The sequence below is a fragment of the Pseudomonas sp. Irchel 3A5 genome (genome assembly GCF_900187575.1).
GTDB lineage: Bacteria > Pseudomonadota > Gammaproteobacteria > Pseudomonadales > Pseudomonadaceae > Aquipseudomonas > Aquipseudomonas folii.
This window is the reverse complement of record NZ_FYDU01000022.1, coordinates 33919-50897: the sequence shown is the minus strand read 5'-3', so window position 1 is coordinate 50897 and position 16979 is coordinate 33919. Positions and strand designations below refer to the sequence as shown.

At 56.8% G+C, this 16979-nt stretch carries 19 protein-coding genes and 1 other RNA gene; 10 read left to right on the top strand and 10 right to left on the bottom strand.

The window, feature by feature from the left end; all coding sequences use genetic code 11:
* Window positions 1–38: 38 nt before the first annotated feature.
* The 4 genes from CKW31_RS27555 to CKW31_RS27535 form a co-directional block, all read right to left on the bottom strand.
* Window positions 39–506 (bottom strand): DUF6392 family protein, encoded by a 468-nt coding sequence (locus CKW31_RS27555; protein ID WP_095102014.1) that lies wholly within the window; start codon window positions 504–506, stop codon window positions 39–41.
* Window positions 507–516: 10 nt separating this feature from the next.
* On the bottom strand, window positions 517–750 hold the full coding sequence (locus CKW31_RS27550) for a hypothetical protein (protein ID WP_095102006.1): 234 nt from the start codon (window positions 748–750) through the stop codon (window positions 517–519).
* Complete coding sequence (locus CKW31_RS27545; protein WP_141230200.1) at window positions 747–2765, bottom strand: colicin E3/pyocin S6 family cytotoxin; 2019 nt, start codon at window positions 2763–2765, stop codon at window positions 747–749. Before CKW31_RS27545 ends, CKW31_RS27550 begins: the two co-directional genes overlap by 4 nt.
* Window positions 2766–3344: 579 nt before the next feature.
* On the bottom strand, window positions 3345–4337 hold the full coding sequence (locus tag CKW31_RS27535) for an NADPH:quinone oxidoreductase family protein (protein WP_095101997.1): 993 nt from the start codon (window positions 4335–4337) through the stop codon (window positions 3345–3347).
* 133 nt (window positions 4338–4470) lie between these two features.
* Between CKW31_RS27535 and CKW31_RS27530 the strand changes: the two genes are divergently transcribed.
* On the top strand, window positions 4471–4881 hold the full coding sequence (locus tag CKW31_RS27530) for a flagellar basal body-associated protein FliL (RefSeq protein WP_095101995.1): 411 nt from the start codon (window positions 4471–4473) through the stop codon (window positions 4879–4881).
* Window positions 4882–4884: 3 nt separating this feature from the next.
* On the opposite strand, the gene CKW31_RS27525 is transcribed toward CKW31_RS27530, so the two are convergent.
* Entirely contained in the window at window positions 4885–5334 is a 450-nt protein-coding gene (locus CKW31_RS27525) for an EVE domain-containing protein (protein WP_095101993.1), read from the bottom strand.
* Window positions 5335–5528: 194 nt separating this feature from the next.
* Between CKW31_RS27525 and CKW31_RS27520 the strand changes: the two genes are divergently transcribed.
* Window positions 5529–5681, top strand: a complete 153-nt coding sequence (locus tag CKW31_RS27520; RefSeq protein WP_095101991.1) for a hypothetical protein — start codon at window positions 5529–5531, stop codon at window positions 5679–5681.
* A gap of 116 nt (window positions 5682–5797) precedes the next feature.
* On the opposite strand, the gene CKW31_RS27515 is transcribed toward CKW31_RS27520, so the two are convergent.
* The 4 genes from CKW31_RS27515 to CKW31_RS27500 all read right to left on the bottom strand — a co-directional run bounded on the left by CKW31_RS27515 (window position 5798) and on the right by CKW31_RS27500 (window position 7283).
* Window positions 5798–6427, bottom strand: coding sequence for a 5-formyltetrahydrofolate cyclo-ligase (locus CKW31_RS27515; RefSeq protein ID WP_095101989.1), 630 nt, complete (start codon window positions 6425–6427; stop codon window positions 5798–5800).
* Between the two features lie 111 nt (window positions 6428–6538).
* Window positions 6539–6717: non-coding RNA, 6S RNA (gene ssrS / locus CKW31_RS27510), on the bottom strand.
* Window positions 6718–6747: 30 nt separating this feature from the next.
* A complete protein-coding gene (locus tag CKW31_RS27505) occupies window positions 6748–7077 on the bottom strand; it encodes a cell division protein ZapA (RefSeq protein ID WP_027902405.1) in 330 nt (109 codons plus the stop codon).
* On the bottom strand, window positions 7074–7283 hold the full coding sequence (locus CKW31_RS27500) for a TIGR02449 family protein (RefSeq protein ID WP_027902404.1): 210 nt from the start codon (window positions 7281–7283) through the stop codon (window positions 7074–7076). The genes CKW31_RS27505 and CKW31_RS27500 overlap by 4 nt, the downstream gene beginning before the upstream one ends.
* Before the next feature lie 160 nt (window positions 7284–7443).
* Here CKW31_RS27500 and CKW31_RS27495 point away from each other — a divergent pair, with 160 nt between their 5' ends.
* The 8 genes from CKW31_RS27495 (at window position 7444) to gcvH (ending at window position 16567) form a co-directional block, all read left to right on the top strand.
* Window positions 7444–8004 (top strand): YecA family protein, encoded by a 561-nt coding sequence (locus CKW31_RS27495; RefSeq protein ID WP_095101987.1) that lies wholly within the window; start codon window positions 7444–7446, stop codon window positions 8002–8004.
* Between the two features lie 76 nt (window positions 8005–8080).
* Window positions 8081–9424, top strand: coding sequence for a Xaa-Pro aminopeptidase (gene pepP / locus CKW31_RS27490; protein ID WP_095101985.1), 1344 nt, complete (start codon window positions 8081–8083; stop codon window positions 9422–9424).
* Entirely contained in the window at window positions 9421–10608 is a 1188-nt protein-coding gene (gene ubiH, locus CKW31_RS27485) for a 2-octaprenyl-6-methoxyphenyl hydroxylase (protein ID WP_095101983.1), read from the top strand. Before pepP ends, ubiH begins: the two co-directional genes overlap by 4 nt.
* Window positions 10609–10666: 58 nt before the next feature.
* Window positions 10667–11881, top strand: coding sequence for a 2-octaprenyl-3-methyl-6-methoxy-1,4-benzoquinol hydroxylase (locus tag CKW31_RS27480; protein WP_176470001.1), 1215 nt, complete (start codon window positions 10667–10669; stop codon window positions 11879–11881).
* Window positions 11882–12130: 249 nt separating this feature from the next.
* A complete protein-coding gene (locus CKW31_RS27475; RefSeq protein ID WP_095101979.1) occupies window positions 12131–13132 on the top strand; it encodes an extracellular solute-binding protein in 1002 nt (333 codons plus the stop codon).
* A gap of 151 nt (window positions 13133–13283) precedes the next feature.
* Window positions 13284–14900 carry an iron ABC transporter permease gene (locus CKW31_RS27470; RefSeq protein WP_095101977.1) on the top strand — a complete coding sequence of 539 codons (1617 nt, stop codon included), beginning with the start codon at window positions 13284–13286 and terminating at the stop codon, window positions 14898–14900.
* A 154-nt stretch (window positions 14901–15054) separates the two neighbouring features.
* Entirely contained in the window at window positions 15055–16137 is a 1083-nt protein-coding gene (gene gcvT / locus CKW31_RS27465; protein ID WP_095101975.1) for a glycine cleavage system aminomethyltransferase GcvT, read from the top strand.
* A gap of 46 nt (window positions 16138–16183) precedes the next feature.
* Window positions 16184–16567, top strand: a complete 384-nt coding sequence (gene gcvH / locus CKW31_RS27460) for a glycine cleavage system protein GcvH (RefSeq protein ID WP_027901290.1) — start codon at window positions 16184–16186, stop codon at window positions 16565–16567.
* Window positions 16568–16625: 58 nt separating this feature from the next.
* On the opposite strand, the gene CKW31_RS27455 is transcribed toward gcvH, so the two are convergent.
* Window positions 16626–16949, bottom strand: coding sequence for a DUF2388 domain-containing protein (locus CKW31_RS27455; RefSeq protein ID WP_027901291.1), 324 nt, complete (start codon window positions 16947–16949; stop codon window positions 16626–16628).
* Window positions 16950–16979 lie beyond the last annotated feature (30 nt).

Sequence of the window (16979 nt, the reverse complement as noted above, 5' to 3'; positions counted from 1 at the left end):
CGCATCCCGCCCACGTAAGGCGAGCGGGATGGGGTGTTCTAGTCGTGATCTTTGTTCATCGGGATGAAAACAATGGCACTTACTTCCATTGACTCAAGATATTCAAAACAGATCCTAATATTAGGGTTTATTTCCGAATGCGATTGATAGGACTCCCAACCACCGGTCTGCCCCATTGGTTGAGGCATGCGAACCGGGCCAGAAGAATCCATAGGCTTACCTAAAAGTGCATGAACGTCCGACTGGTTCATTCGCAGAGAGTAAGGCCTTGGCAGCTCTCCAGTGTACTCGACTGTCGAAGGAGTCGACTTCCGAAGGGTGATGCAAAGCCCTTGAAAGCCAGCCCGGAAACTCATCGAGATCCCAACCTGGGGCTCTAGATACAGTTCATCATCACCTGGAAACAACTCTAAAAACTCATCATCGGAGACAAGTGACTCTGACATTAGATATTCATGGGTTTGACCAAGGCTGTTGATCCAACTTTTGATCTTAGACGCACTCATTCGCATCGTCCTATTTAGATGATGACCTGTAAGTAAGAAATAAATCAAGCTCCTTGGGAAGCTCATATTTCTCTACTTCTTCGATGGCAGATATTTGCTCAGCATCCAGCTGATAATCAAAAATCCAATCGCTTTCATCCTGCCAATTCATAAGAGCGGCGAGTTTATTAGTAGGCATAGCGACACCCACTTCAAAAACTGGAAAATTTTCGTTTTTTGGAACGCCCATAATAAGGTGCTTCATGGTTCAATTCTCCGCTTGCTATCCGCTGGCTTTAATTCCACGCCGGTCAGATGGTCAAACTCACCTAAATGCCAGCCTCGTTTATTATATTTTTCAACAGTACCGTGCTGAAAATCCCACTCATATATATTTCCGTCACCATCGACCCATCTTGGGCGTTGCTTTCCTCCACCTTGCACTTGTGTCTTGGGCCGGGCCCATTTCGCGCCTGCGAAAGCTGGCAAAGTATCTGGTTTCGGGAAGTATCGATGATCTTTATTCGGATTATTGAAAACTAAATCCGGCGATGGCAAATCATCATCTTCGCCATACCCTGGAATACTGGCATTAACATCGTCCGGATCCACAGAAGGAAGTGATTCGCTTTGTGAGTCAACAGGATCAATCGTTTCACCAGGGTAGATCGCGGGTTGCTCTGGCGCTGCCGGCAATTCCGTCGGGCCCAGTGATTCGCTGCCCGGCGGTACCAGCGGAGTCCAGGCTTGGTTTGCGCCGGAAACTGGCCACGGCAAAAAGGTTGGCGTAACGCGAAGCAGGCCATTGGCGCTGTTAGGTAGTGTGATGCTGAGCTGATCCAGCTTGAAGAAAGCATTCCCGTCATTTGCCGCATTGCTGACGCGGATTTCGAACTCTCGTCGATCACCGCTCCATGTTGCTTTGGGTGCATATGGAGCGAAGCCACGGGCCATACGCTTTCGGTTAAATTCGTCCAACGACCTGCCAAGTACCGAGTCTTCGGCAATAGTGCGCCAGAGTGCTCTATCGAACGCCCCAATCGACGCGAATTCTTTATGCTGATACAGCTCGCCAAACTGCGCAGGTATGAAGGCACCAGTTCCCTGTGTAGCGGACTTCCACCAATCTGCCGATGCAGCCTGGCCGCTGCCATTCACGACACCTACTCCCGGCATATCGTTGGCAAACGAAACGTACTGAGGCGGCAAGCCCGAATCAGCAGGGAAACAAATCACGCAATCATTAATACGAGTATCAACACCTAAAGGGACATCAATGGCCTGCGGCTCAGCGGTTAACAGCTCAGGGGTACTCACGCCTGTGGCGTCTGGCGCTGCGCTTGATGAACTAAACTCGAGATACTTTGGCTGCGGACCAGAGGTTTGTGCTTGATAGGTATTGCTCAGAGGGTCGAACGATGCGTGGAATACCGGGACGCCAGACGGTACTGAACCACCCGTACTGACAAGGTGCAGCTCAGTGCCCCTCTCGGTAGGTATTGCTTTGATTCTGCTGGACAGCTCTACCGAACCGCCAACATCAGCAATGGTGCTCAGGTCAGTATTTGCCGACACGCCTAGCGCCTGAGGCCTTACAGCTACACCCTGAAACAAGCGACGCCGTTGTTCGGAAGTGAGCTCTCCATTGCCTAGCCCAGGCGAGTAAAACAGCGCTGAAACACCCACGCTAACGGTCTGCCCCAGACGTATAGCGGCAATACGTGCGAGCTCTTTTGCCGCTGACGTAATGGCCCCCTCCAGAGCAACAGCCGCGCCTTCGGCGACTGCTAGACCGCTTCTACCCCAAACCATCGCCCCGCCAGCAATAGCTGGACTCGAGAGGCGGGTAGTATTTGCAGCCTTGATTAAATCGCGACGCGACTCCTCATCCACACGCCTCTTGAATTTAATTTGCTCCTCGCGCTGCACTTCGTAACGCCGCTGGCCTTCACGTACGCGCTCAATTTCACGCCACCTTATTTCTTGCTCGGTGTAACGAACAGATAAAGCTTGAGAGGCTTCAGACAGAACTCGAATTGATTCTGAAAGAATCCTGGCGTCATGCGCAGCTGTATAAGCGCTTTCCCAATTTTTATGGGTATTGTGTGCCGAGGCTGGATCATTGGCGGTGCTGTGACTCAGATCATTTTGATAGTCCTGAGCGCTTTGCGTAAGAGGATCGCGCCCGTTGAATGCATGGGCCAAGACTGTCTTTTCTTGAAACTCAGATTTCTTCTTAGCGATCAAACCATTTATTTCAGCCCTCTCCTTCGAAATCAAATAGAGAGTCCAAGGCTCGCTACCTGATGATTTAGGCGCTCGTTTAGCGCCCTGCTTTTCCGATTCAATTAACTGATTGAGCGCTGACGATTTTAAGGCGTACTTTCGATCCAGCTCATCTTTCTTTAAGGTATAAGTTTGACTTAGTGATTCGATTAGTTGCCTGTGAATTGCTTCACGTTGTGCTTGAGCTTGTGCCTCTGCTTGTGCACGCGCCTTGGCCTCGGCTTCAGCGCGTTGTTGGGCACGAGCTCGTTTTCTCGCTTTTGCACGCTTCTTGGCTTTCTTTCGGCTGGACCCGCCGAAGCCGCCGCTGAAGAAACCGCTGCCTTCGCCAGAGCCAAAACCAATGTTCCAGCCACTACCATTCCCTGACCCACTCTGACCGCCACCTTTACCATATGGGTCACGATCATTACCTGTAGTTACAAGTATATTTTTTCAGGGGGACCGGACTTCCCTTCATTTTCACTCATACAAAACTCCTTTTTGTCTGTATGAGTGAAATGTATTAAATCCAAACTCCTATATTGATATAAACATATACCTCAACGTAGTCAATTTATTACAGCCCCGAAATCATATAACTAATGTTTGATCCAAGGTAATAACCACCTTCCCAACCGCCCGCCTCTCCCCCAACGAATCAATCGCCAATCCAGCCTCTTCCAATGGATAAACCTTCGATACCAACGGCTTCAACTTGCCCTGCGCATACCAACCAAACAATTGCTGGAAGTTCGCGACGTTATCTTCCGGCTGACGTTGCGCAAACGAGCCCCAGAACACGCCGATCACGGCAGCACCTTTCAACAGTGCGAGGTTGACGGGCAATTCGGGAATGCGGCCGCTGGCGAAGCCGACGACCAAGAGGCGGCCGTTCCAGGCGATGGAGCGTATGGCCTGGTCGAAGAGGTCGCCGCCGACGGGGTCGTAGATGACGTCAGCGCCGTTGCCGTTAGTGAGGCGCTTGATTTCTTCTTTGAGGTTGGCTTCGCTGTAGTTGATGAGTTCGTCGGCACCTGCGGTTTTGGCGACGCCCAACTTCTCGGCAGAGCTGGCGGCGGCGATGACACGGGCACCCATGGCTTTACCGATTTCCACAGCGGCGAGGCCGACGCCACCCGATGCACCGAGCACCAGCAGGGTTTCGCCGGGTTGCAGGTGGCCACGTTGTTTAAGGGCGTGCATGGAGGTGCCGTAGGTCATGCTGAAAGCAGCGGCGGTGTTGAAGTCCATGGCGGGCGGCATAGGCAATACGTTGTAGGCAGGTACGGCAACTTGTTCAGCGAAACTGCCCCAGCCGGTAAGGGCCATCACCCGGTCGCCGACTTTCAGATGGGCTACCTTTTCGCCGACCGCAGCCACTACGCCTGCCGCTTCTCCACCCGGGGAAAAGGGAAATGGTGGTTTGAATTGGTACTTGCCTTCGATGATCAACGTATCGGGAAAGTTGACCCCGGCAGCATGCACCTCCAGCAGGATTTCGTTCTTCTTGATTTGCGGGCTGGCGATGTCTTCCAGGACGAGGGTTTCGGCGGGGCCGAACGCTTTGCACAGCAAGGCTTTCATCGGACTATTCCTTTTGGATTCGTGGCCGATACGTTCAGGTATGTAGATTTTCGGGTCAATGAGCATGATCCGCCCTGATACTCATGCATAAGCTCAAGTAAGCTAGGCGGCAAACCGGATAAAGGAGTGAACTGTGAAAGCGTGGATCTTGATGTTGTTGGCCTTGTCATTGCCAACCATGGCGCTGGCTGAAGAAGCGGCCAAAGAAGGTGAGGCGCCCAAGGTTGCCTATGTATCCCTGACGCCACCGTTCGTGGGCAATTACGCGCTGGATGGCGGCCCGAAGCTGCGCGTCTTCAAGGCCGATATCGCGTTGCGCGTGACCGGTCCGGAAGCACAGGCAGCTGTAAAACGTAACGATCCGCTGATCCGCAACCAGTTGGTGGCGCTGTTCACTCAGCAAACCGTCGACACCATGAGCAGTGCTGAAGCGAAAGAGAAGCTGCGTCAGGAAGCGCTCAAGCAGGTTCAGCAAGTCATGAATGACGAAGAAGGCAAGCCGATCGTTGAAGATCTGCTGTTCAACAACTTCATCGTTCAGTAACGGTTAACGCAAGGCCAGGATCGCCGCCCACTGTTCGGCGGTCACGGGCATGACGGACAGGCGTGTGCCCTTCTGCACCAGCGGCAACTCTTCCAGCGCGCTTTGCTGCTTCAGATAACCCAGACCGAGCACTTTCGGGAAAGCCTCGACGAAGGCCACATCGACAGCGCTCCACTGATTTTTATCAGCGCTGGCCTTGGCATCGAAATAGTGACTCTGCGAATCCAGTGCGGTCGGGTCCGGATAAGCAGCCTGCGTAATGCGGGCAACGCCTGCTATACCGGGCTCCGGGCAACTGGAGTGGTAAAAGAAGAACTCATCACCAACTGCCATGGCGCGCAGAAAATTACGCGCCTGATAGTTGCGAACACCATCCCAACGCGCCTCGCCGAGGCGTTGCAGGTCAGTGATGGAGAGTTCGTCGGGCTCTGATTTCATCAGCCAGTAGGCCATGTTTGTTGCTCCTGATAGGTGCTGCGGGCAAGTTGTCAGACAGTTTCATGACAAACCGACAGTCGGCTGACGCCAACGTTTGCGTGTCGGCACGCGTTGTCGCAAAATGCCGGGATTTTAAGCTCCACGCTGCTGCACGGCCTATACAAAAACCGATGCTGACATCGTATTGATTTGCCTAAGGAGGGCAGTCAATGAAACGCAAGCCGGATTTACTTTGGATTTTGGTTATTTTGTTCGGCTTGGGTGTAGTCACTACGGGTTACGCGCAAAGTTTGTGGACCAGCAAGACTGATGCACCGGTTGAAATCACTCAACAGCAGCAGAAGTATCCTTCGCGGCATTGATTCCCGGGCCAGCCCTCTTATCAATACACGCAACTTGAATTGAAATGCTATCTCAGTGGGAGCGTTGCTTGCCCGCGATATAGGCACCGCAGATTGCAGGTCTATTACATTCGGCCTTATCGCGGGCAAGCACCGCTCCCACATGGGGCCTGATACCACCGGCGATCCGACACCGTGCCATCCAAAGGCACGTCCCAGCTGGCTTGCGCCAGACGCTTAACCTTCTGACATTCATGGGCTAGCCCGAGCAATACAGGCTTTTGCCAGACTTTTCTGCGTGAGCGATACGCCAGGCTGCGGTCGTAGAAGCCGCCGCCCATACCCAAACGCCCGCCTTCATCGTCGAAACCCACCAATGGCATCAGGATCAAATCCAGCGTCCAGATCTTGCGCTGCTTCGCCGGATTGATGTGCGGCTCAGGAATGCGGAAGCGATTGGGTTTGAATTTCTCCCCAGGCTTGACCCGCTGAAACACCATCTTGGTTCGTGGCCAGGCGCTGAGCACTGGAAGGTAAGTGGCTTTGCCGCGTTTCTGCGCGGCACGCAGAAGCAGTCGCGGATCAATCTCGCCATCCATGGGGAGGTAAAGCGAGATATGCCGGGCGCGACGGAATAGCGGATGTTGAGCGAGCTGGCGATAAATGCCGCGGGCCGCTTCGCGCTGTTCGCTTGCGCTCAGGGCGCGGCGAGCCTGCCGTAGTTTTCGGCGCAATTGCTGGCGTGTGAGCGGTGCGTCACTGGTCATGAGCGGCGGGACATGCAGACTGATCCATCACGGTTGAACCAGAAGCGAGGACGCCGGAGCGACGACCTCTTGGACAGTGTTGTCGAGTAAAACCGGCAACACTCAGAATGGGTACTCCCCGACGAACCGCTGTCGGTGTAGCCCTTGAACCCGAAAGTTCAAGGTGGAGATTGCAGGAGGTTTTAAGGCTTTCCGTCGAGCGGACATGCACACCAACCCCAACGTGCAACCCCCGTGGTTGTGCGTATCGGCTCAGGGACATGACCGACTGGCAAGCACTCCAGGGAGCGGCGCAAGTATATCGAAACTTGTGGGAAATTTCAGCCCCGAGGCGCATCCGGAGGCAAATCAGAGTCTGTGGCAAGCACCAGATCAACCCGATCCAGCAAGTCGCGGACCTGTTCACGAGTTGAGCCACTGGCCTGCAGGTCGGGCAGATCCTGCTTATGCAGCAAATCGTGAGTAATGTTCAACGCGGCCATTACAGCGATCCGGTCGGCACCGATTACTTTGCCGCTGCTGCGGATTTCACGCATCTTGCCATCCAGATAGCGCGCGGCGCTGACCAGGTTGGTGCGCTCTTCCTGAGGGCAGATGATCGAATATTCTTTGTCGAGAATCTGTACGGTGACGCTGTTGCCATTGCTCATGAGTCTTGCTCCAGGGCCTTGAGGCGCGAAATCATTGTCTCGACCTTCTGCCGGGCGATTTCGTTTTTTTCAATCAAATGAGCGCGTTCTTCGCGCCACGACTTTTCCTGAGCTAATAGGAGTCCGTTTTGGCGTTTTAGTTGCTCGACTCGAGTGATCAGTAATTCCAGTCGGGCCATCAGCGCTTGCAGGTCGGTGTCTTCCATTGGTTCCCACTGAATACTTTCTGATGAGTGGCACAGGAGCTGGCTTTAAGCCACGGCCTCTGAAGCGCCGCCTACGGCCGTGTAGATGATCTTGTGGCCCGGATAGTCTAGGATACAAGCCTTCATTCTAGACACTGAGCCGATTGGCGACTAGCTACCCATGCCCATTCAGAATTCCCCGTATAAAGCATTCGCCACCCTGCTCAGCAGCAGCGGTCATCCTGTCTCTCCCGCTGAACTGCACGGTTTGTTGCTGGGCCGCAGTTGCGCCGGTTCCGGCTTCGATTCCGGTGACTGGTTGAACGACGCGGCAGAACTGCTTGAGTCCGTGCCTGAAGACAATGTCCGCCAGGCCCTGATCGGCTTGCAGGAAATGGTCAAAGGCGAACTCACCAGCGACGACATGACCGTTGTTTTGCTGCTCCCGAGTGACGACGAGCCGCTTGCCGAGCGCGCCATTGCGCTGGGCCAGTGGTGTCAGGGCTTCCTGACCGGTTTTGGTCTGACTGCCGGCGACACTGCGCTGAGCGCAGAAGCCATGGAAGTGTTGCAGGATCTGGCGGCCATCGCTCAGGTGCAGGACGCGCTGGAAGAGTCAGACGACGGCGAAAGCGATTACATGGAAGTCATGGAATACCTGCGCGTCGCGCCGCTGCTGCTGTTTACCGAGTTAAACAAAGCTACCAAGGCTGCTGCCGAGCCAAAACCTTCGTTGCATTGATCCTTCATCGCCGCTTTCGCGACCATCGCCCATCTGGACGCTGGTCGCGGCGCTTAAAAAGGGAACCTGCCTGCCCATGATCCATATCCCGAAGTCGGAATACGCTCGTCGACGCAAGGCCTTGATGGCGCAGATGGAACCCAACAGCATCGCCATTCTGCCCGCTGCCGCCGTGGCGATACGTAATCGCGACGTCGAACATGTGTATCGTCAGGACAGCGACTTCCAGTACCTGAGCGGCTTCCCGGAACCTGAAGCGGTGGTGGTACTGATACCCGGCCGTGAACATGGCGAGTACGTGCTGTTCTGTCGTGAGCGCAATCCTCAGCGTGAACTGTGGGACGGGCTGCGCGCGGGGCAGGAAGGCGCTATCCGCGACTTCGGCGCTGACGACGCGTTCCCGATCAACGATATCGACGACATTCTGCCCGGCCTGATTGAAGGCCGTGACCGGGTTTACTCGGCGATGGGCAGCAACGCGGAGTTTGATCGGCACTTGATGGAGTGGATCAATGTGATCCGCTCCAAGGCTCATCTGGGGGCGCAGCCGCCGAACGAATTCGTTGCCCTGGATCACCTGCTCCACGACATGCGCCTGTATAAATCGGCGGCGGAAATCAAAGTGATGCGCGAAGCCGCAAGGATTTCCGCCCGCGCCCATGTCCGAGCGATGCAGGCCTGTCGCCCAGGGCTGCATGAGTTCAGCCTCGAAGCCGAGCTGGACTATGAATTCCGTAAGGGCGGCGCGAAGATGCCCGCGTATGGATCCATCGTCGCGTCGGGCCGCAACGCTTGCATCCTGCACTATCAGGAAAACGATGCGCTGCTCAAGGACGGCGACCTGGTAATGATCGATGCAGGTTGCGAGATTGACTGTTACGCCAGTGATATCTCTCGGACCTTTCCGGTCAGCGGCAGATTTTCCCCTGAGCAGAAAGCGATTTATGAGCTGGTGCTCAAATCTCAGGAAGCTGCGTTTGCGGCGATTGGCCCTGACAAACACTGGAATCAGGCCCACGAAGCGACTGTTCAGGTGATTACCGCAGGCCTCGTGGAGCTGGGTTTGCTCCAGGGCGATGTGGATGAGCTGATCGCCAACGAAGCTTATAAGGCGTTTTACATGCACCGCGCCGGGCATTGGCTGGGGATGGATGTACATGACGTCGGCGACTACAAGGTCGGCGGCGAATGGCGGGTACTGGAAGTCGGCATGACTCTGACGGTCGAGCCGGGTATCTATGTTGCGCCGGACAATCAGCAGGTCGCGAAGAAATGGCGCGGTATCGGTGTACGAATCGAGGATGACGTCGTGGTGACCAAAAAAGGCTGTGAAATTCTTACCGGTGACGTACCCAAAACCGTCACGGAAATCGAGGCATTGATGGCCGCAGCCCGTAATCAACCGGAATTTGCTGCATGAGCCGTTTCAATCTGGCAATCGTTGGCGGCGGACTGGTCGGCGCCAGCCTCGCAATGGCTTTACAGGCTGGCGCGAAGGAGCGCGGCTGGAAGATCGTGCTGATCGAACAGTTCGCCCCTGGTGACACTTATCAGCCGAGCTACGATGCCCGCTCTTCGGCGCTGTCGTTCGGTGCACGACAAATTTATGAGCGCCTTGGCCTCTGGCAAGCCATCGCCCGCCGCGCCGAGCCGATTCTGCAGATTCACGTGTCGGACCGCGGCCGGTTCGGGTCTGCGCGCCTGTCGGCCATGGAAGAAGGCGTGCCCGCGCTAGGTTATGTAGTGGAGAACGCCTGGCTGGGCCAATGCCTTTGGCAGGGGCTGGACAAAGACGTAGTCAGTTGGCGCGTCCCGGCCGAAGTCAAACGTATGCAAGCGCTGCCGGATGGCTATCGCCTGTTGCTTGACGACGAAACCGAGCTGGAATGCGATTTGGCGATATTGGCCGACGGTGGCCGTTCGAGCCTGCGCGAACAACTGGGCATCAGTGTTCGTCAGCGCCCTTACAACCAGAGCGCACTGATCGCCAACATCACTCCGAGTGAAGCCCATTGCGGTCAGGCGTTTGAACGCTTCACCGATGAAGGGCCAATGGCCCTGTTGCCGCTGCCGGAAAACCGTTGTGCACTGGTCTGGACGCGCACGGGGTCGGACACTCAGCGCTTGCTGGAACTGGACGACCGCAGCTTCCTCAGCGAACTGCAAACCGTGTTCGGTTATCGCCTCGGCACGCTGCAGCAGGTCGGCGTGCGGCATGTGTATCCGCTGTACCTTATCGAAGCCGAAGAACAAGTCCGCTCACATCTGGTCGTACTGGGTAACGCAGCGCACAGCCTGCACCCGATTGCCGGTCAGGGTTTCAATCTGTCGCTGCGGGATGCAAACGCATTGGCGCAAACGCTGCTGGCCAGCGATAAGCTGCCGGGCGATCTGCCGACGTTGCAGCTGTATCGCGAGCAACAGCGACTGGATCAACAACTTACGGTCGGCTTTTCCGATCAGGTCACGCGCCTGTTTGGCAGTAACGAGCCTCTTATCGCCGCCGGTCGCAACATCGGTCTGCTGGGGCTTGATCTACTGCCTCCGGCCAAGCGCTGGTTCGCCCGTCAGGCCATGGGCCTGGGGACTCGTCCCAATGTTTGATTTACGTCTTATTACTCACCGGCTCACGCCTTCAGCGGGAACGATTTAAAGCATGGAAATCCGCGCAGATCTGCTGATTGTCGGAGCCGGAATGGTCGGCAGCGCCTTGGCGCTGGCCCTACAGGGCAGCGGCTTGAACGTTATCGTGGTCGATGGTGGCCCGCTGAGTGTCAAGCCGTTCGACGCCCAGGCGATGTTCGAACCCCGGGTCAGCGCGTTGTCTGCCGCCAGCCAACGGATTCTGCAGCGCCTGGGCGCGTGGGAAGGCATTGCCAATCGGCGCACCAGCCCGTACGGCGAAATGCAGGTTTGGGATGGCAGCGGCACGGGGCAGATTCACTTCTCGGCGGCCAGCGTGCATGCCGACGTGCTCGGACATATCGTGGAAAACCGGGTCGTGCAGGACGCTCTGCTGGACCGTCTGCATGATTGCGATATCGGTCTGCTGGCCAACGCGCGACTGGAGCAAATGCGGCGCTCCGGGGATGACTGGCTGCTGACACTGGCTGACGGTCGTCTGCTGCGTGCGCCTCTGGTCATTGCCGCTGACGGTGCCAACTCTGCGGTTCGGCGCCTGACCGGGACTCAAACCCGTGAATGGGATTACCAGCATCACGCTATCGTGACCAGCGTGCGTACCAGCAACCCGCACCGCAAGACTGCCTGGCAGCGTTTTACCGACAATGGCCCGCTGGCGTTCTTGCCGCTGCAGCGTGAGGGGGAGCATTGGTGCTCCATCGTCTGGTCGGTCACCCCAAAAGAAGCCGAGCGGCTGACGGCTCTGGAAGATGATGCGTTCTGTCGCGAGCTTGAACAGGCCTTCGAAGGCCGTTTGGGCCCTGTACTGGCCGTTGACCCTCGGGTGTGCGTGCCGTTGCGTCAGCGCCACGCCAAACGCTATGTCGCTGAAGGTCTGGCCTTGATCGGCGACGCCGCCCACACCATCCACCCGCTGGCCGGGCAAGGGGTGAATCTCGGATTTCTCGACGCGGCAGTGCTTGCTGAAGTGCTCTTGCACGGTAATGAGCGTGGCGAACGACTGGCCGATGTCCGCGTGCTCAGCCGTTTCGAACGCCGCCGTATGCCCCACAATCTGGCGCTGATGGCGGCGATGGAAGGTTTTGAGCGGTTGTTCCAGGCCGACCAGTTGCCGATTCGCTGGCTGCGTAATACCGGGCTGAAAATGGTTAACCAGATACCGGAAGCCAAGGCCACCTTCGTGCGGCAAGCGCTGGGATTGAGTGGGGACTTGCCAGAGTTGGCGCGGTTGTAAAGCTAGCACTGATTCCTGTGGGAGCGGTGCTTGCCCGCGATAAGGCTGGATGCGATTCACTTTAGACCGCATTGCCCTTATCGCGGGCAAGCACCGCTCCCACAGAGATTGGGCTTGCAGGCCAACATAACTCTCCCACAAGTAGTGCACATTGCTCGCCAGCCGCAACATTCTGTTACTCGTCTATCCAGACGCGGCAAATGGGATTCACTACCATTTCGCCTCATTTTGCGAACGCGAGACCTCTCCATGCAGACAAGCAAGCGTCTTCTGGCTGCTTTGACACTGGCAGTGCTTGGCAGCACCGCCCAGGCTGCCGACGAGGTAGTGGTTTATTCCTCCCGAATTGATGAACTGATCAAGCCGGTGTTCGATGCGTATACGGCCAAGACCGGCGTGAAGGTCAAATTCATCACTGACAAGGAAGCGCCGCTGATGCAGCGCATCAAGGCCGAAGGCGAGAACGCCACTGCCGATCTGCTGCTCACCGTCGATGCGGGTAACCTCTGGCAGGCCGAGCAGATGGGTATTCTGCAGCCGTTCACTTCGCCGGTGATCGACGCCAATATTCCTGCGCAGTATCGCTCGTCGACCCACAGCTGGACCGGCCTGAGCCTGCGGGCCCGGACCATCGCCTATTCGACTGATCGTGTTAAGCCCGAAGAGCTAACAACCTACGAAGCATTGGCAGGCAAGGACTGGGAAGGTCGCCTGTGCCTGCGCACGGCAAAAAAGGTTTACAACCAGTCGCTGACTGCCACGTTGATTGAAACCCATGGTGCCGAGGCCTCCGAGAAGATCCTCAAGGGCTGGGTGAACAACCTGTCCACCGACGTGTTCTCCGACGACATAGCCGTCCTGGAAGCGATCAATGCCGGGCAGTGCGATGTCGGCATCGTCAACACTTACTACTATGGCCGTCTGCACAAGGACAATCCTGATCTGGCAGTGAAGCTGTTCTGGCCGAACCAGTCGGACCGCGGCGTACACGTCAATTTGTCCGGAATTGGCCTGACCAAGTACGCTCCCCACCCGGAAGCCGCCAAGGCCATGGTCGAGTGGATGACAGGTCCGGAAGCACAAGCAATATTCGCGGGCACGAATCAGGAGTTCCCGGCCAACCCGAAAGTCGCCCCCTCCCAGGAGGTCGCAAGCTGGGGTCAGTTCAAGGCTGATACCATCCCGGTCGAAGTTGCAGGCAAGCGCCAGGCCGAAGCGATCCGTATGATGGATCGGGTTGGCTGGAACTGACTCTGTCACTCAAGCACATTATTTGAATTGAAATGGGCTTCCTGTGGGAGCGGTGCTTGCCCGCGATAAGGCTGGATGCGATCTAAAGCGTTCAGCCTTATCGCGGGCAAGCACCGCTCCCACAGTAATCCAGCACCTGTAGAGAGCCACCTTGGCCCATCCCGCCCAACGCCGCTGGTACCCGCTGGTCTTCGCCATCGCTGCACTGGTGCTGCTGCCGCTCAGTGTTTTGCTGCTGTCCTGGCAGACCATCGACATGCAGATCTGGTCCCACCTCTGGGAAACCCAGATGCCACGCCTGCTGGGCAATACGCTGACACTGGTTCTGGGCGTGGGCGTTGGAGTCACGCTGCTGGGCGTCAGTCTGGCCTGGCTCACCAGCCTGTGTGAATTCCCCGGTCGACGCTGGCTGGATTGGGCGTTGATGCTGCCGTTTGCGATTCCCGCCTATGTGCTGGCGTTTGTATTCGTAGGGCTGCTGGATTTTGCGGGTCCCGTGCAGACGTTACTTCGCGAGTGGTTCGGTACCGGGCTGCGACTGCCACGCGTACGCTCCACCGGCGGCGTGATCATCGTGCTGGTGTTGGTGTTTTACCCTTACGTCTATCTGCTCGCGCGCACAGCGTTTCTTGCCCAGGGTAAAGGCTTGATGGAAGCCGCCAGAGTGCTTGGCCAAACACCCTGGCAAGCGTTCTGGCGCGTCGCATTGCCAATGGCACGTCCGGCCATTGGAGCGGGTGTGGCATTGGCGCTGATGGAAACCCTCGCCGACTTCGGCGCAGTTTCGGTGTTCAACTTCGATACCTTTACCACTGCCATTTATAAAACCTGGTACGGCTTCTTCAGCCTTTCCAGCGCAGCACAACTGGCCAGCCTGCTGCTGTTGGCAGTGATGATCGTGCTCTACGGCGAGCGCCGAGCCAGAGGTGCGAGCCGGGCGACCAACGAAAGGCCTCGGGTCAAGGCGCTTTACCATCTGCGAGGCGTCAAAGCGGCGGCGGCCACTTGTTGGTGTGGGCTGGTATTCATCTGCGCCTTCGCAGTCCCGCTGTTGCAACTTATTGTCTGGGTCTGGCAACGCGGGCGCTTTGATCTGGATGAGCGTTATACCGGGCTGATCCTGCACACTTTGTATCTGGGCGGCATAGCCGCGCTGATTACTGTGAGCGTGGCATTGGTGTTGGCGTTCGCCCGTCGTCTGGCCCCTACTCCAGCGATCAACTCCGGGGTTGGGCTGGCTAATCTGGGCTATGCACTGCCAGGTTCAGTGTTGGCCGTTTCGATCATGCTGGCGTTCAGTTATCTGGATCGCGTGTTGGTGATACCGGTTTCCAGCTGGCTGGGCGGCGCAGGCAGGCCTTTGCTGCTGGGCAGTCTGGCAGCGCTGCTGTTGGCCTATCTGGTGCGTTTCATTGCCGTCGCCTACGGGCCGCTGGAAAACAGCCTGTCACGCATCCGCCCCTCCCTCCCGGAAGCAGCACGCAGTCTGGGGGTCAGTGGGCCACGATTGTTTTTCAAGGTGTATCTACCTCTGCTGGTCCCTGGCGCTTTGAGCGCAGCTTTGCTGGTCTTCGTCGATGTGCTCAAGGAAATGCCCGCCACCCTCCTGATGCGCCCGTTCGGCTGGGACACCCTGGCCGTACGCATCTTCGAGATGACCAGCGAAGGCGAATGGGCCCGCGCCGCCCTGCCCGCCCTTACGCTGGTCCTGGTTGGCCTGTTGCCAGTCATCGGTTTGATCAGACGTTCCGCACGTCAACTTAGTTAGATGCGGGTCTACCTCCGTACGGCTACAATGCGCCGCAATCGGTGTGGTCTGTCAGACTGTTCGACATGTTGCTATCTGCTCCTAACCCAATACACAGGGGCATGTCAGCGTTTTTGCCTGTCCGCACCTCCGCCACGCCCGGAAGGAGAAACCCATGGGACAGCGCACGCCGCTTTTTGACCTGCATCTCGCCCTGGGCGCGAAGATGGTCGATTTTGGTGGGTGGGACATGCCGTTGCATTATGGATCGCAGGTCGAGGAGCACCATCAGGTGCGCCGGGATTGCGGTGTGTTCGACGTCTCACACATGCATGTGATTGATGTAACCGGCAGTCAGGCAAAAACCTGGCTGCAGTATTTGCTCGCCAATGATGTCGACCGGTTAAAGGATGTGGGGCACGCGTTGTACAGCGCGATGCTCGACAACGACGGCGGGGTCATCGACGACATGATCGTCTACCTCACTGACAACGGTTACCGTCTGGTGGTCAACGCGGCCACCGGCGACAAAGACCTCGCCTGGATGTTTGTGCATCTGAATGACTTCGATGTGCAACTGAACAAACGTAATGATCTGTCGATGCTGGCCATTCAGGGCCCACAAGCCCGTGTCAGAATTGCCGAACTGGTCACGGCATCCCGAGCCGAACTGATCCGCCAGCTCAAGCCCTTTGAAGGGCGCACAGACGCCAACTGGTTTATCGCACGGACCGGCTATACCGGCGAAGACGGTCTGGAAATTATTCTGCCGTCTGAACAGGCGCCCGGCTTCTTCAACGATCTGGTGGGCGCTGGTATTTCGCCAATCGGTCTGGGCGCACGAGATACCCTGCGCCTTGAAGCGGGCATGAACCTCTACGGCCAGGACATTGACGAGCAAGTCACGCCGCTGGTAGCCAACATGGCCTGGACCATCGCCTGGGAGCCTGCCTCCCGCAAGTTCATTGGCCGTGCCGCTCTGGAAGCCGAACGCGCGCGGGGTATCGGCTCCAAACTGGTTGGTCTGGTGCTGGAAGAGCGCGGCGTTTTGCGCGCTCATCAAGTGGTGCGCATCGCAGAAATTGGCGAAGGAGAGATCACCAGTGGTAGTTTCTCTCCTACGCTAAGCAAGTCGATTGCCTTGGCACGCGTGCCAATGGCCACTGCTGACCGTGCCGAAGTCGAAATTCGCGGCAAATGGTACCCGGTTCGCGTGGTAAAGCCCGCGTTTGTACGTCATGGCAAAGCCCTGATCTGAATTTTCCTGGCGGGTTTACCGCTGACCCGATGTTGAGGATGACTAAATGAGCAATATCCCCGCCGAACTGCGTTTTGCTGAAAGCCACGAATGGGCAAAGAAAGAAGGTGACCTGATTGTCGTGGGTATTTCTGACCACGCTCAGGAAGCACTGGGCGACGTGGTGTTCGTCGAGCTGCCGGAAATTGGCAAGGTCTTCGCCGCTGGTGATGCTGCGGGTGTCGTTGAATCGGTGAAAGCCGCTTCCGATATCTATTCGCCGATTGCTGGCGAAGTGGTTGAAGTCAATGAAGCGCTGGGCGACGCTCCGGAATCACTGAACAACGATTCTTACGGCGCGTGGATCTTCAAGATCAAACCCAGTGCTGCCGATGCTGATCTGGCGAAACTGCTGGACGCTGCAGGCTACAAGGCTGCTATCGGCGAGTAAGCCGAACAGCCAGCCATAAAAAATGCCGCTCATTGAGCGGCATTTTTTTATCCCGGAATTACTGGTTTTCAGCAACCAGATTCTTGGCCAGGATGGCGTTGGCCAGATCCATGTCCGAAGCATTCAGGCCAGGGTTCTCACTGCGAACCTGCTGGATAGCTGCTTCCAGGAACGGACCACGGATACCACCGTCGCTGGCAACAAAGCTGCCTGCATCGTCTTGAGCAGCAACGATCAGTTTGTGATCCTTGAAGGTCAGGTAAGTGGAGCCGGTAGTGGCGCCAGAGGAAATAACATCACGCCAGAACCCAGCGTCAGCCATTGCTGAACCAACCGGGAGAGAAAGCAGAGCAAACGTGGCGACAGCGAGCTTGAGACGCATGATGGGGTACTCCAACAATGATTGTTCTGA